We start from the raw sequence: 15249 nt of genomic DNA, 5'->3' as shown, positions 1-15249 counted from the left end.
CAATGACGATGGGCGTCCAAAGGTACATCTGACGAGGGTCAGAAGTGATATGGAGATGACCTACGCAATCTTTTGGATGCTATTGCACGTTGGTATCGGCAATACTTTTGTACCGACGCCCACCTCGCCGCCCGATTGCCGTCCCGAATGGAACGCCGCGCAATTCCCAGCGCTCCATCGACGTTTTGTCGATCAGCCGCCAATGCCCGAGGCAGGTGCCGGCATTGGCGATAATGCCTGAAACCCGCTGGTGTACCTCGTGCGCAATCGATGCGGTCAGAGCAGCACAGGCTCATGATCCGAGTAGTGCGTGCAGTTCGGATCGGACTTTCTCCAGCGCCCTGGCTGCACTCACAGCCGGGGTCATTTCTTCACCCGAGGATCATGCCCGCAGCGGGAACCAAGATCCACAATCCGAACAGCGGAATGAGTATCCACCGCGCCTGATTGACGCTGACTTCGTTCTTCGTTTTGATGATTGCTGCGACACGTGAATTGCTAAGCCCTTGATCGCGCATGGCATATCTCCTGTGTTGAATGCGCTAGTAATCGACTGACGGCGGCCGCAAATCCATTGAACGATAGTGTCGGCAATACTTATGTGCTGGTCTACGAATAAGTGAAGAGTATCGCTGCCAAGAGAATACCTCAGATGCAGTCGGTGATCCTCGGGTGGCCCGCAGGCTCCGATCCTAATCGGTCCTATCTCTTGTTCCTCGAGCCAATATCCAAAGAAATCCAATAAGTGAGGACCTCGCGGGCAAGCAGGAGCAACAGGGCAGCCTTAATCGCCGCCATTTTCCAACACCTGCTGGCGTTCCTTTGTAATCGCGCCGTTATCAGGTGGTCCTGACAGACGTCACCGTTCAAGCGCGCCTAACCAGAAGCCAGGCGGTAAGCTCCGGCGGACACGTCACCATCTCCAGCAGTGAAAAGGACCCCGGGGAAGCCGGAGACGCAGTATCGCAGGCCACCATCCCTCACGAGATATTCACCCTCTCGTAGTCGGCATATTCGAAAACGCAGCGATTGTGGCCTCGAGAGATACATTCAACGCGTTGGAAAAGGTCCTGCCCCTCTGCCAAATCGCAACGTAGTGATAGAGCGCGGACGGTTCTACTGGCCTTACTCCCAGCTGAAACGCCGCGTACTCACGCGCGATGATCTCGTTTGTGATCGAAATGCCCAGGCCAGCCGAGACGTATCCGGCTTCGTGACCGTTGCAATCGAATTCCACCAGTATGTCTGGCTCAACGCCGGCGAAGCGCAAGGCGTTGAAGTTCATTTGATGAGCGGCGAACTGGGGATCGATATCGACGATCGTCTCGCCTGCCAGGTCTTGCGCCTCGATACAGGTCTGTTTCGAAAAGCGGTGGTCGGGATGGAAGATGCATACGTTGCGAGCCGACCCAAGCGGCGCCCACTCAAACAGACGTGGATCCAGCGGCAGTCTCGAGATGCCGAGATCGGCACGGCCGGCCAGGATGTGTTCGCCGATCTGCTCGTAGCTTCCAGAAATCGACCGGACATTCGAAGCGGTCTTTGAGTGGATGATCGCCACGACCTTGGGCAAGGTCACGAAACCGAAAACAGAAGGCGCGGCAATCGCGATCCGTTGCTTTTCCTCGTTCTTCATTGCGAAGATCGACGCTTCCAGCCGATCCAGGGACGTCAGGGCAAGTTCCACGTTTCGCAGGAGTTCCCAGGCTTCCTGCAAGGGGACGATGCGGTTGGCTGATCGCTTGAACAGTGTGATGCCGAGCGTGGTCTCGAGCTGCTTCACATGTTGACTGACGGCCGGCTGGCTTATCCCGAGCGCAACCGCTGCTCGCCGTGTCGAACCGGCCCGCAACACTTCCCGGAAGACCTTCAACTGACGGAGCTTGAGGTCGCTCTGCAGAAGCTCCATCCCCGCGCACCTTTCCCTGACAACGCTACCCGGGAAGCGGATCACGCCAACCTAGGAGCAACGAACCGCCTTGGTATATAACGGTTGGTTATAGATTAAATAATAAAAATTATAGATTGAGTGTGTAATTTCAAGCGCTAGAATTAGCCAATACCCTAAATTAACTCCAGATTACAAAATATAACAATCCGCAACCTTGGGTTATACGACTTGGTCTGAGTGACAAAGGCCGGCGTAACCTTCGGTAATTGCGAGTCGAGGAAAGCGCCCCATGGGTGGTTTTACTACTCAGTTTGTTGTCGCACTCACCGTGACCATCAGCCTGGCCCTAGTCAGCGGCTGCCTGGGTACGGCATTTGGCTTGTTTTTGGCGATTTCGAAGGGCACGGCAAAACCGCGCCTCAACGCGGTCGTGACCGCCTACACCACAGTCGTCCGGGGTGTACCAGAACTTCTGATTATCCTGCTCATCTACTTCGGCGGAACCACGCTCGCCAGCAAGATCGCCGGCCGGTATGTCGAGGTGAACGCATTCACCGCAGGCGTTGTCGCGCTCTCGGTCGTTTTCAGCGGTTATGCGACCGAAGTGTTTCGCGGAGCGATCGCGGCGGTGCCAGCGGGTCAAACCGAAGCGGCAAAGTCGCTTGGCCTGAACGCCTGGCAACGCTGGATGTTCGTCATCGGACCTCAAATGCTGCGGCTGGCGCTGCCTGCCTATGGCAATCTCTGGATTTCGCTCTTCAAGGATACCGCACTGGTTTCGATCGTTGGCCTGACCGACATCATGCGCGTTGCGTATGTGGGGGCCGGATCCTTGCGCGCACCATTGACCTTCTACCTTGCGGCCTCCGCTCTCTATCTGTCGCTGACCACCGTCACGTTGCTGTCGATCCGGCTGACTGAGCGGCGCTATCCGGCTCTCGGCCGGTAGGAGGGAAGGCCCATGAACCTCGGCTTGATATTTGACGCACTGGTTGTCTTGCCCTCGGGCATCGGTCTTACATTGATCCTGACGGTGTTGTCGCTGACGGCCGGATTTCTTCTGTCCGTGCCGCTGGCCTTCATGCGCGCTTTCGGACGCCCCGGCCTCTCGCTCGCAGTGCTCTCATACACCTATGTGATCCGCGGAACGCCGATGCTTGTTCAGCTCTTCCTGCTCTATTACGGCCTCGCTCAGATCGAGGGGGTGCGGGCCAGCATCTTCTGGGTCATCCTGCGGGATCCTTTCTGGTGCGCCCTTCTGACATTTTCGCTGAACAGCGCGGCACACACCACCGAGATCCTGTGCCGTGGTCTCCAGTCCGTGCCTAAGGGTGTCACCGAGGCGGCCACGTCTCTCGGCTTGAAACGCTTCCAGATCGCTCGCCTGGTCACCTTCCCGATCGCTTTCAGGATATCGCTCCCGGCCTACGGCAACGAGATCGTCGGGATGATCAAGGGTTCGTCTCTTGCGAGCACCGTAACGCTGCTCGAGATCACCGGCATGGCGAGACAGATGGTGTCGACCACGTTCGCGCCGTACGAGATCTTCATCGTCGCCGGAGCGATCTACCTATCGCTCACCTCGATCGCCGTAAAAGCGATCCAGCTTCTGGAGCGATGGCTTTCGACCGACGGCCATCCGGTGCATCGACGAAAGCAGCGCTTGCGCCCGGCCTTGCCTGATCACGAGATCACGATGCCACCCCTGCCCTGACGCCGCGGCTTTTGAACTGCCCTTCCCATCCAAACCAACGAAGAGGTGCATCATGCGCATACCCGTAGCTATTGCCGTTTCTATCGCGTCCCTGATGTCGGTATTCCCGGCCGGCGCGCAAAGCGAGCGCGTCATTTCGATCGCCTCCGAAGGTGCTTCGCCGCCTTGGGACTCTACCGACGCGAACGGTCAACTTTACGGCTACGATATCGATGTCGGACAGGAGCTGTGTCGTCGCATCGAGATCAAATGTACCTTTGTCCCGCAGGATTGGGACGGGATCATCCCGGCACTGCTTGTCGGCAAGTTCGACGTGATCATGTCTGGCATGGCGATCACGGAAAAACGCAAGCAGAAGATCGCGTTCTCAGTTCCCTACGCCACCGGCTTCAACCAGTTCGTTGTGCGCAAGGACCTGGGTCTCGATCCTGGCGACATCAAGCAGAAGGTCAACCTCTCGAGCATCGGCGACAAGGAAAAGGCGACAATCGAACGCCTCAGATCGACACTCGCCGGCAGGGCGATCGGGGCCTTGCGCTCGTCAAATTCGGAAGCAGTCGTGAAGGAAATGCTGGGCGATGTCGTGACCATTCGCAGTTATGACAGCCAGGACAACATGAAGCTCGATCTTGCCGCAGGTCGCATCGACGGCGGTCTGGCCGACTATTTCACCTGGCGAGATTTTCTGGAGACGCCTTCCGGCTCGGATGTGGTGTTTTTCGGCCCTGAACTGAATGGCGGGCTCTGGGGGCCGGGCGTCGGCGCAGGTCTGCGCAAAGACGATACGGAGTTGCTCGCCAATTTCAACGCGGCCATCGACGCCGCCACCAAGGATGGGACGATCAAGGCGCTCAGCCTGAAATGGTTCAAGAGCGACATCTCGCCTGCCGTCTCGCAATAGGCGGCAACCGACTTCGACTTTGACGTGGCGCTGGCCGGAACGCCGGCGCCCTCCCCTCCTTCAAGGCGAGCACCCATGAAAGACCAGTTCTGCGCGGTCGTTACCGGCCAATCCCTGATCAAGCACGACATCCGTGACGTCAAAGACGAACGCTTCATCGCGGTTGCCGACTTCCTGCGCCAAGGCGACGTCGTTTTCACCAACTTCGAGTCGACAATCCTCGGCCAGCACGGCGGGTGGCCGACCAAGGGCAAGTACTTCGGATATTCCAGGGCTGAAGTGCTCGACGCATTGCAGGCTATCGGTTTCAACGCGCTTGCGCTGGCAAACAACCACGCCTTCGATCTCGGCGCTGGCGGCATCCTCTCGACGCTGGAGGAGGTGGAAGCGCGCGGCTTCCTCCATGCCGGCATCGGAGCCGACGAGACGGAGGCCAGGAAACCGGGCCGCCGCCGGCTGGGCGCGCGCGAAGTCGCGCTTCTTGCGATGGATGCAGGCCCCGGCCCGACCAACATGTATGCCGAAGACCGCACGGCCTTCCGGCCGGCTCGGCCCGGCGTCAATCGCCTGCACACGGTTCGCAAGATCGGGGTGCCTGACGGACATTTCGGTAGACTTGCAAGGCTGAGCGCTCATTTGCAAAGCTCTCCCTTTGAACTGGCCAACTATGCGCAACCGGAGGATCCGGTAGTGGTGTCGGCCGACGAGGAGATCAATTTCTACGGCACCGTATTCGCGCAGGCCGCCGATTTTGGCCGCCTCATCGAAGTCGATCAGTGGAGTGCGAGTGTCCATCTGGCCGCCATCCGGCACGCCGCGGCACAAGGAGATTTCGTCATTGCCTATCTGCACCACCATCATTGGGAACCAGGTTGGCAGGACGTGCCGCGCTGGGTGCAGACCTTTGCGCGGATGTGCATCGACGCTGGCGCCAACCTGTTCGTCAGTCACGGCGCTCCGGTGCTGCAGGCCGTGGAGATCTACAATGGCTCGCCGATCTTCTATGGCCTCGGAAACTTCCTATTCCACGTCCACCCCAAGGAAACCGAATGGGATCCACCGGAAGTCTGGCAAAGCATCGTCGCCGCGTGCCGCTATGATGCGGGCGGAAACCTCGCGGGAATAGACCTTCTGCCCGTCGTGATCGGGGCGGAAGCCCAGTCTCTCGGATCAGCAACGGGCAGACTGGTACCCGTCGCCGTCACTGGAAGCGCGGCGCGAGACATCCTCGAGGGATTTGCGACCCGCTCGCGGGCGTTCGGCGTCGAAATCGAAGTGTCCTCGACCTGCGGCCGCATCGCCGTGCCCGCTGCACGAAAATTCGGCTGACGGGTCCGACCGACCGTCAGACGGTCTTGCATTCGGCCGGCGGCGATTCGCCGGCCGTCTCGCTATCCGCCTTTGTCCAGCAAGGCTAGTTCTTCTCCCAACGCTGCGATCAGGGACGAGACGCGACCGCGCACACGCGGCGGAAGGTTCACTAGCCCCTCGATCAGGCGCCGACCTTCCGCGCTGGCGATGAAATCCAGGCGCTCATCGACCGGGAGGGGCCGCACCTCGATGCAGGTCTCATCGTTCCCCGGCAGGCCGTCGAAGAAGCGACTGACGGGAACGTCCAGCGACGTAGCGATCTTGTAGAGCATCGACGCACTCACGCGGTTCCTCGCGTTCTCGTATTTCTGGAGCTGCTGGAAACTGATGCCGATGGATCGGGCAAGCTGGGCTTGCGAGACGTCCGATTGGACGCGAACCGTCGCAATCTGCCTGCCGACATGCTGATCGGCGGGATGAGGGTCACTGTCGATCTTTGGCTTCGCCCCCGTCCGAAGGAGAACGGAGCGTTGCGGTTTCAACAAGGCCTTTCGATGCTCCACTAATCAGCCGATAGAGAGTCTGTCGGTACGTATCTGAAAGCGAATCGCCATTTTTATACCTTATAGGGTGTAAAAAGACCCTATTGGTGGCAAAGAAAATCTGCCTGCCAATTGTGGACCCATGGTCAGTCCACGACAGATTCGAGCCGCACGAGCTTTGCTGGGTTGGTCTCAGCAGGAACTGGCTGACAAGGCTATTGTTTCCCTTAACGCGCTGGTCCGGTTGGAAAACGGCAAGGTGGATTCCCGGATCAGCACTTTGCAGGCCATTGAAGCGGCCCTGACAAAAGCGGGGGTCGAATTCTTGTCCGTAGGGCAGAGAGGTGAAGGTGTCCGGCTCTTAAATCCTCGGGCTTGATGGTGAGTTTGGCGGTATGGTTTCTGTTCAGGTCCTGCTGCTGAAGGCACCTCACTGAGTCGTTTTCGGCTCGCGCCCAGATCGCTGTAAGCGAATGCGCTTAGGCTTGGTCTCGCAGTTGCATTTGTCGTTCCCACAATTGCTCTCCTGCGGGTGACGAGAGACAAAGTCGTGGTATTGTCGGAATCAGCCACGATCCGAACTCCAGACAGTTTGGTTGTGGCTAGGCCGAACGAGGTGCTGGAGCACGACGTTCGGTCACGAAAAGTGGACCACATTACGTACATACCGTACATTACGGACACCGCTATTGTCAAACGTTCCTGATCCTGTCGACAACAAAACTGAACGCTTCGAGTTGCGGCTCTCGACCGACCTACTTGCTCGCGTAGATGAATGGCGTCGCACTCAGCCAGATCTTCCCACCAGATCGGAAGCGTTCCGGCGATTGGTGGAGGCTGGTCTAGCTTTGAAATAGGTTGCGGCTTGGTAGAAATCATCTCGAGTGCGCTTGGCGAGCAGAATATAACTCGTCTGGTCATTGCTAAGCTAGGAGCCGTTGATCGCGGGTGCGGTTGGCCAAACGACACCTAGCGACGCGTGGAACTACCGAAAACGGGCCGCAAGCAGTCGGGCCGCTTTTGATGGCGCAGCTAGGACGAGCTGTCCGTTAGCTACGCGGCAGTTCCACACTGCCATTTATGCGACTTTCTGAGAACAAAAAGAGATCATGTAATGCCAATGGCACGTCATGGTTCTGGCAAAGCTGCACCAGTGTGGTCTGCTGGCTTTGTTTCGACGATTTTGCGGTGACGACCGCGGAAATTCAGTGCGCGTTGATGCCAGCTGTTGCGCCGATAGGCATTGAAGCCTCTGAGCACGCCTTCATTACGTCCAGCAAACCCTTGCGGAACAAACGATTAGGATCGCGCTGCCCCAAAGACGCCGCAGCAATCAAACCTGGCTGTGGGCAGAGAAGTATAATGTTCATTGAACATTTTAGTGACGATCGTTCTCGGAGACGACTGAGGGTTTATACATTTGGTCAAGTACCGGTTGAAGCTTCAATGAATGAATGCCATCAGTGGGCTTTTTGGGGAGCGACCTGTGAGACGACTTGCGGCATGCGTATTGATGTCCATAGCTGCGGCCAGCGGGGGCCAGGCCGCCTGTTACGATATCTCGAAAGGGCAGCCGTCGCGGCTGAGCGGCGATCTCCATCGACGAATACTTCCCGGGCCGCCGAACTATAAAGACGTGCAGACAGGAGACCAGCCCGAGCCGACTTACTTACTGGAGCTGGATGCCGACATTTGCCTTGAGGGCGAGGGCTTTGCTGATTCCGCATCCAGCTTCCGCGAGGTTCACGTCGTGCCGGTCGGCGGCATGGAGGGCGCCATGGCATCATTGATCGGACGCCGCGTGACTGTCGGCATCGTTGATCGATGGGCTCCAAAAAACGCAAATCGCCGAGCCCCGCTGATGGCCATTGTAGGGAGCATCGCGCCTGAACAGGACATCACTGAACAGCCCGCCACCGCAGCGACCGTTGTGCGGGCGTTTTACCTGGCCCTCGGCACTGGGGACGGCAAGGAGGCGGCGCGGTTTGTAGTCCCTGAAAAGAGCGCCAGGGGTCCTCTCTCCGCCGCGGCCCTGAGTGGTTTCTACGGAGGGATGCAGGCGCCCCTTAAGCTTCTCGGCATCGAAGCGAAGGCAGATGACTTGTTCTTCGTCAGCTATGCGTTCAGGAAGGGTGCCACAGCATGTTCTGGCCGCGCGGAAGTGACGACCGTGAACGAGGGCGGCAAGGACTACATCAAAGTCATTAAGGCGCTCGACGGCTGCTGATACGATCGCACGGCTAGAACTGGGCAATTGAGAGGCTTACGCGCAGACATCAACGCTAGCTGCTGCGCCCGATAGAGTAGCCGGGAAATTCACTCGTGGCTAAGCCATATGTCGATGCGGTATCGGTCGGAACCTTGCATGGGCAATAGACCGTCCGCCCGTGTTCCCACTCCGGCAGGACGAAGGAGCGGACGCATCTCCTCTAGCGCCGCTCCGATTCTCCACTCCTCGGCGCCCGGCGAGGCATACCCGACGGCCTTGGGTACGAGCGCACATTGCGGTGTGGTACTCCTGTCAAACTGTTCAATCCTGCCCGGAATGAGCCGCAATGACTCAAAAACAAATCCGTTGATAGAACTGCGAAGTGAATCCGCTTCCACCGGGGCTCCGCTGCAGACATTGATATACACCCAGCCTATCGGCCTGGGGTCGCCGGGAATCGATCGATAACTCACCTTGCGGCCACTGATGTTCGGCGGCGCCGCGCGTGAAACTTTTGGCTGGGCGGCGGAAGGCGTTGCGGGCGGGTTTGAGGGAGGACGATACCCAATGATCAGATTCCGCGTAGCTGCTGTCGACGCCCGGCTTTCCCCGGCGGAGCTGACCCCTGCCAAAAGCCGACAACTGTTGTCGGCGGACGAGTGATCAAAACCTACGCAGCCCGAACGCGAGGTGCAAAGGGATCGACATGCCTGCAGGGGTGCGATGACCTGCGCGCTGACAACCCCGTTCAGTGAGGTCCCGGGATAGTCGAAGAACACTGCCGTGGTCTGCGCGCCGATTGGTTGGATGCCAACCAGAACGACGAGAGCTGCCAGAGACGAGCCAGCGGCTCTAAGTAGGAGCTCTCGGTATCCGCAGAAAAAAAGATGCGCAAACATGTTTCCCGTGTCACTATTATTCTGTTTCAAGCGGGACTTGACCGACAAGTCAGCCAAGTTCGCTAACTTTGACGTCATGGCTGGCGAGGAGGAAGGCCAGTTAGACGGCTATCCAGAAACCTCATGACAGATCGCGATCGTTCCCGTTGGCCCATTTTTCTTTTGACGTTGGCAATGCCCCTGTTGCCCTCGGCAAATTCGGCCCGGCGCGACCGTAATCCTCCAGTTTTTGCATTTCCACCCCAAATGGGGGATGTGCAATGCCAAAATGCAATTCAACTAGAATTGGCGCTAAGACGGGAAATAGCCTGCGGTCCGCTACAGGTTAAGCATCTGAGTCGAATCTACTTGAGCGCTCGTTGACACTGCGTTTTTTTCCGTCGAAGTATGCCGGATGGGGCGCCGCATAGTTAACGATTTCTTGCGGCTAAGGGAAGGTGCCTAAATGGCTCGAGGGGGCAATGTCCACTTCGTTCGTTCAACGTCCGTGCGTGCCGATGACGTGTTGGCCGTCGACGGCAAGCCGCTTTGGCGCGACTGCGAAACGACATTCGCCCGCATAGACGAACTGTGCGGTGACGATGCGTCACGGCTTTTCGCCGAACCGAACGCCAAGGAGCAGGAGGGCGGGCGCCTGGCCGTGGCGTGGTTCAGCAGCTTTGACGACGAGCCGAAGCGGCTGGGCGAACTCGACCGAGGAAAGCGGGCGAGGATCGAGTCGAACCTGGCCGCGCGGATCGAAGCGCTTCGTCCGGCCCTGGCAGACCAGGGAATAGGCGAGACCGTTGCGGCGATGCTCAACGTCGCGGACGAAGCCTCGATCGTTGCCGTCGGCGAGAACGCCGTCCTTACGAATTGGGGGATCCTGCCTGAGGAAGCCCGCTCCTCCCGCGCCGCATTCGTCCGGCATAGCGAGAAGACGATCGGCCCCTACCTTCCAAGCGGCATGTCTCCCCGGGTGCCGGGGCAGCCCTGGGCCGCCGTCGGAGGTTTCGCCACCGCCGGACTGTCTCCCCCGCGGCGCGTGATTGTTCCCGAACCCGCCGCAGCATCCGCCCGAGAGGCTCAGCCAGCGGCCTCGGCGAGAAACAGGCAGGCTTGGCTTTGGCCCATAGCTGCCCTTTCGCTAGTGTTCGCCGCCAGCCTGATCTACGCGGCCTGGCCTGGCAACCTCGTTTACCCGCAGGCGCTTCCCCCGCGGACGGCAGCTCCCGTGAACAGCGATGAGGTCAACCGCATCATTGAAGAGCGGATCGCCAAAATGAATGCCGAGCTCACGAAAACTGGATGCGAGACGGATTCTTCTGTTCTTGGTCCACTCCTTGACAACGGAAGCGGTGGACCCGCCGCCCAGTCGCCAGCCGAAGGCCCGGCCCAATGAGCCAGTTCGTCGCCACCACGACCCTCAGCCTGATGCGATCCCTCGGATCGACCGCGGAGCGCTCGGTCCATAGGCTCCAAGCCGTGCTCGGGCGGGAATTCCCCGGAGGCATCGGGCTCGAGCTGGCCGAACCAGTGCCACGCAAGGACGGCTCGGGGATCGACTGGTACACCGAACGAGACGAGCCGCTTGTCCGCCTGACGGACCTCCCGCCCGAAACGGCGTCCGTCTACAAGGCGCGGCTGGACCAATCCGTCCGCTCAGTTCTCCGTGCCGCCGCCGCGCACGAGGCTCGCACCGACCCGGCGGCCCGGTCGACGGCTACCGCGCTGCGCAACGCGGTGACATTCCCCGACGACGAGAACGTGTGGGTCTCCGGCGATTCCGACGGGAGCGGCGGAGTCCTCGTCCTCACTGCATGGGGTTATGAAAAACATGACGCGGAGACCAGCGGCCGGGGGCAGATTGCTGCGGTCGCCCGGGACCGGCCGCCGACGCCCGTTCCGGATGCAGTGGTGGAGCGGCCCGTGCTGCCCGCCGGGCCTTCCCGGTGGCGGCCGATCGCCCGCTGGCTGCTTTGGCTTGTTCCCATCGCGCTCGCGGGGGCGACCGCGTGGCTGCTGCTGCCCGCCTGCGGCTTGGTCCTTCCTTTCGGCGTAACGGCATTCGGAAAGGGCGGGGGCGCGTATTGCGCACTTGTCGCGCCGGCGCCAGCCGTCGATCAAGCCAGCCTGCGAACGCAGGAGCTGATTTCCGAGGCCACTGCGATCGAGGGGCGGCTGCGCCAGCATATGAGCTCGTGCCAGCAGGCCTCGCAAGATCAGGCGGCGGTAGCCAAGAAGCGCGTCGACCGCGAGCAGGGACTTCACGGCAAGATGGAGGTAGCTCTCACTTGGAACAACCGCACGGATTTGGATCTTGCCGTGAAATGCCCCAGCGGCGAAATGGTGGATCGGCGACAATCCGCATGCGGCGGCACGCTCGATATCGATATGAATGTTCCCAAACGAATGAGCAATGAGCCTATCGAACACATAAGGTGGGCGGACGATCCACCGCCGGGCCACTACGAAGTTTTCGTAAACCTCTTCGATCGCCGGGATGACCCGTCAGTGCAAACCGACTTCACCGTCCTCCTGAAGAGGGGTGATTCCACTACTAACCAGCCCGGTTCCCTGAGCGAAGTGAAACCCAGCGACGCTACGCAACTGAAGGTCATGGAGTTCGACGTCCCATGACTACGGCAAGCCGAAACAAGCCTGACAGGACGACTCAATGCTGACCAACCTCGCCGATTTCAGCGATGGCTTCACGCTAGTGCCTGACAGTGGCATCCAGTTCGTCGAGTTCGGGTTCGACTTCGACGCTTCTCCGCGCCTGTCGAGGTCGTTCATCGAGCGGCTGTCGCCTGGCGAAACGGGTTCGGATGGAAAGACGCTGATCCGCCTGCTTCCGAACTGGAACGATGACGATCCTGACTCGGACCAGCCGCCCTACCCCCCGAAAGGCGACGACGTGGTGTACGACATCGCGAAATCGAGGGCGCTCGAGACCTTCCTCGACCGCTGGGTTCCGGTGCCGTTCTTCAAGATCGAACCCGGCAAAGACTCGCTGGGCAACGAAATATACGCGCAGGGCCCGACCGACTGGGTCCGGGTGAGGGTTACGGAGACGCGGAACGCCCACGGCGACCGGAAGGGAACGCACAGGGCGATCTTCGCATTCGACAGCTCGCTCGCGCCCCGCAAGACGAACCGTCCCTACCTCGCTCCCTGTCCTGAGGACGCGATGCGGACCGAATCGTTCCGGTTCGTCAGTCAGCTCCCCGACGTCATCTCGTTCCTGTCGCACAAGGTCGACGTTCCCGGCCAAGGGCCAGTGGACGCGCAGAAGTGGCTGGACGACTGGCTGAGGGACATCCTCCATTCCTTCAAGAAACTCCAGCGGAAGGGCAAGGAGCTGAGGCCCGAGGACTTTCCTTTCCAGTTCGAGCACCTCGCCCGGTACATTACCTTCGTCCAGTTTCTCGCCAGCGTGATCAAGCCCGTTCGCGTCACCCTCATCGATACGGTCAGCGACAACAGGAACGTCCATCCGGTCGACGTCGACCTGGTGCTCGACATCGGTAACTCGCGGTCGTGCGGACTTCTGATCCAGTCGTTCCCCGACGACGTGAACGTCGACCTCAACAACTCCGTCGTCCTGGAGCTGCGCGATCTCTCCAAGCCCGAACTAGTCTATCGCGATCCCTTCGAAAGCCAGTGCGAGCTGGTGGCAGGCGAATTCGGCCCGGAAGACATCGCGAGGCGGTCCGGCCGTCCCCGGGCGTTCTTCTGGCCAAGCCTGCTCCGCATCGGCCCCGAAGCCTCGCGCCTGCGCGGAGAGTCGGAAGGCACCGAGGCCGCGACGGGGCTTTCTTCGCCGAAGCGGTACCTGTGGAGTTCCGATCCGGTTCTCCAGGAGTGGAAGTTCCGTTCGGCCTCGGCGGGCCATGCGGGGACGGAGCCGCTGATCGAGCGCTCCATGTACCGCTTCATAAACGACCGCGGTGACGTCCTGGAGCAGCTCGAGAGCGACAGGCGCCAGTTCAAGCTGAAGGTCAAAGAGAGCGAACTGCAGACGGCGAGCCGCTTCTGCTTCTCGAGGTCGTCCTTCTTCACCTTCATGCTCGTCGAAATCATCGCGCAGGCGATGTCGATGATGAACAACCCCGGCACTCGCCGGGAGAGGAGGCTCAAAGACTCTCCGCGTCGGCTGCGGAGGATCATCCTGACGATCCCGTCGGCTACCCCGATCCAGGAGCAGCGCATCCTCCGGTCGCGCGCCGAAGCAGCGGTGAAGCTCCTCTGGTCCCTGTCGGGATGGGGCGACAGCGACAGCGGCATAAACAGCCAGCGCCCGGAAATCCACTGCTCCTGGGACGAGGCGAGTTCGGTTCATCTCGTCTATCTCTACGGCGAGGCCGTGCACAAGCTGGGCGGGTCCATCAGGACGCTGTTCGACATGCTCGGCAAGGACAGGGAGCGGCCGAAAACGCTCCCGCCCTCCAAGGGCAAGGAGAAGCTCGAGCGGTCCCTGCGCGTCGCCAGCGTCGACGTGGGCGGCGGCACCACCGACCTCATGGTCACGACCTACTTCCAGACGGACAACGTCGCCCTGTTCCCCGACCAGAATTTCCGGGAGGGGTTCCGCATCGCGGGCGACGACCTTCTCAAGGTGGTCATCGAGCGGCTTGTCATACCGAGGCTAGAGGAAGGGCTCGCCCAAGCGGGCCTTCCGAACGCGCGGAACTATCTCAAGGACCGCTTCGCGGGCGACAATCCGAACATGTCGGAGCAGGAAAAGCACCTGCGCCGCCAGTTCGTGCTGCAGGTCCTGCAGCCGATCGCCATCGCGGTCCTCTCCGAATGCGAAGCCATGCCGGCGACGAGCCGCAAGACTGAAATCCGGAAGGCGGGCAGCTTCTTCGAGACCGGGGGGAGGACGACGGCCGGAGGCGACATCCCGGTGGACGCGCGCATCCTCGGATATCTCAAGGACAGCATAGGCGCGCTAGGCGCCGGAGAGTTCACGATCGCCGACTGCGACATAGCGGTCGACCCGCTTGCCGTCGAAGAGTGCGTCCTGTCGATCTTCGACGGCGTCTTCGACAACATCGCGGAAGCGATCAACCATCTGGACGCGGACGTTGTGCTCCTGACCGGGCGGCCGATGCGCCTGCCGCAGATGATAAGCCTGTTCATGAACAAGATGTCGGTCCTGCCTGACCGCGTCATCCCGATCAGGGACTATCGCGTAGGCACGTGGTATCCCTTCCGGGGCGTCAGCAACACGCACATCGACGACCCGAAGACGACCGCCGTCGTGGGCGCCATGCTGTGCGCGCTCTCGGAGCGGCAGATCACCAACTTCACCCTCTACTCCCAGTATCTCCGGATGAAGTCGACGGCCCGGTACATCGGGCGGCTTCAGGGCAGCTCGGCGCTGCCGGACGAAACCCTGCTTTTCTCGGACATCGACCTCGACGCCGCAACGGCGGAAGCCGAGGCGGAGTTCGACTACCACAGCCCGCTGCGCATCGGCTTCAGGCAGCTTCCGCTGGAGCGCTGGGTGGCGACGCCGCTCTACAAGCTGACGACCGCGCAGACGCGGTCGGCGCGAAGCGTGAAAAAGCCGGTCCGCGTCACGATCGCCCGCAACGTGCAGGCGCCCGAGGACGACGACGCGAACGAGATCGCGCTTCTCACGAGCGAGGCGACCCGCGAGGAATTCGTGATCCAGGACGCGGAGGACGCCGACGGCTCTCCGGTCAAGCGCATCATGGAGCTGAAGCTGGACACGCTCGCGGTCGAGGCGGGCGACGGTTACTGGCTCGATACCGGAATTATCTCCATCCAGTGA

Annotated in this window: 14 protein-coding genes; 10 read left to right on the top strand and 4 right to left on the bottom strand. The window is 60.4% G+C overall.

The window, feature by feature from the left end; all coding sequences use genetic code 11:
* Nucleotides 1-55 precede the first annotated feature (55 nt).
* Nucleotides 56-241: a hypothetical protein gene (locus ACYG9V_RS18065; protein WP_156940624.1), complete on the top strand. Its 186-nt coding sequence runs from the start codon at nucleotides 56-58 to the stop codon at nucleotides 239-241.
* A gap of 130 nt (nucleotides 242-371) precedes the next feature.
* Here the strand turns inward: ACYG9V_RS18065 and ACYG9V_RS18060 are convergent, their stop codons facing one another.
* Both ACYG9V_RS18060 and ACYG9V_RS18055 read right to left on the bottom strand, forming a co-directional pair.
* The gene (locus tag ACYG9V_RS18060; protein ID WP_023669155.1) at nucleotides 372-518 is read right to left on the bottom strand and encodes a hypothetical protein; all 147 of its coding nucleotides are present in this window, start codon (nucleotides 516-518) and stop codon (nucleotides 372-374) included.
* A 473-nt stretch (nucleotides 519-991) separates the two neighbouring features.
* Entirely contained in the window at nucleotides 992-1909 is a 918-nt protein-coding gene (locus ACYG9V_RS18055) for a LysR family transcriptional regulator (RefSeq protein ID WP_023669156.1), read from the bottom strand.
* Nucleotides 1910-2180: 271 nt separating this feature from the next.
* Here ACYG9V_RS18055 and ACYG9V_RS18050 point away from each other — a divergent pair, with 271 nt between their 5' ends.
* From ACYG9V_RS18050 to ACYG9V_RS18035, 4 genes are all read left to right on the top strand, one after another.
* Nucleotides 2181-2840, top strand: coding sequence for an ABC transporter permease (locus tag ACYG9V_RS18050; protein ID WP_352764988.1), 660 nt, complete (start codon nucleotides 2181-2183; stop codon nucleotides 2838-2840).
* 12 nt (nucleotides 2841-2852) lie between these two features.
* Nucleotides 2853-3605, top strand: coding sequence for an ABC transporter permease (locus ACYG9V_RS18045; RefSeq protein WP_352764987.1), 753 nt, complete (start codon nucleotides 2853-2855; stop codon nucleotides 3603-3605).
* 52 nt (nucleotides 3606-3657) lie between these two features.
* Complete coding sequence (locus ACYG9V_RS18040; RefSeq protein WP_352764985.1) at nucleotides 3658-4506, top strand: transporter substrate-binding domain-containing protein; 849 nt, start codon at nucleotides 3658-3660, stop codon at nucleotides 4504-4506.
* Between the two features lie 75 nt (nucleotides 4507-4581).
* A complete protein-coding gene (locus tag ACYG9V_RS18035; RefSeq protein ID WP_460222071.1) occupies nucleotides 4582-5835 on the top strand; it encodes a CapA family protein in 1254 nt (417 codons plus the stop codon).
* 62 nt (nucleotides 5836-5897) lie between these two features.
* Here ACYG9V_RS18035 and ACYG9V_RS18030 read toward each other — a convergent pair whose 3' ends face one another.
* Nucleotides 5898-6359 (bottom strand): helix-turn-helix domain-containing protein, encoded by a 462-nt coding sequence (locus ACYG9V_RS18030; RefSeq protein ID WP_460221992.1) that lies wholly within the window; start codon nucleotides 6357-6359, stop codon nucleotides 5898-5900.
* A gap of 142 nt (nucleotides 6360-6501) precedes the next feature.
* Between ACYG9V_RS18030 and ACYG9V_RS18025 the strand changes: the two genes are divergently transcribed.
* Together ACYG9V_RS18025 and ACYG9V_RS18020 are read left to right on the top strand one after the other, a co-directional pair.
* Complete coding sequence (locus ACYG9V_RS18025; RefSeq protein WP_023694075.1) at nucleotides 6502-6738, top strand: helix-turn-helix domain-containing protein; 237 nt, start codon at nucleotides 6502-6504, stop codon at nucleotides 6736-6738.
* Nucleotides 6739-7872: 1134 nt separating this feature from the next.
* Nucleotides 7873-8586 (top strand): hypothetical protein, encoded by a 714-nt coding sequence (locus ACYG9V_RS18020; RefSeq protein WP_352764980.1) that lies wholly within the window; start codon nucleotides 7873-7875, stop codon nucleotides 8584-8586.
* Nucleotides 8587-8675: 89 nt separating this feature from the next.
* Here the strand turns inward: ACYG9V_RS18020 and ACYG9V_RS18015 are convergent, their stop codons facing one another.
* On the bottom strand, nucleotides 8676-9467 hold the full coding sequence (locus ACYG9V_RS18015; protein ID WP_352765025.1) for a PAN domain-containing protein: 792 nt from the start codon (nucleotides 9465-9467) through the stop codon (nucleotides 8676-8678).
* A 445-nt stretch (nucleotides 9468-9912) separates the two neighbouring features.
* Between ACYG9V_RS18015 and ACYG9V_RS18010 the strand changes: the two genes are divergently transcribed.
* From ACYG9V_RS18010 to ACYG9V_RS18000, 3 genes are read left to right on the top strand one after another with little or no spacing between them, the layout of a single operon-like run.
* A complete protein-coding gene (locus tag ACYG9V_RS18010; RefSeq protein WP_460221991.1) occupies nucleotides 9913-10848 on the top strand; it encodes a hypothetical protein in 936 nt (311 codons plus the stop codon).
* Nucleotides 10845-12086, top strand: coding sequence for a hypothetical protein (locus ACYG9V_RS18005; protein ID WP_352764977.1), 1242 nt, complete (start codon nucleotides 10845-10847; stop codon nucleotides 12084-12086). The genes ACYG9V_RS18010 and ACYG9V_RS18005 overlap by 4 nt, the downstream gene beginning before the upstream one ends.
* A 37-nt stretch (nucleotides 12087-12123) precedes the next feature.
* Nucleotides 12124-15249 (top strand): virulence factor SrfB, encoded by a 3126-nt coding sequence (locus ACYG9V_RS18000; protein WP_352764976.1) that lies wholly within the window; start codon nucleotides 12124-12126, stop codon nucleotides 15247-15249.

Source organism: Mesorhizobium sp. W016 (assembly GCF_054719485.1).
The sequence above is the reverse complement of the archived record's forward strand: the minus strand, read 5'-3'. Positions and strand labels throughout refer to the sequence as shown.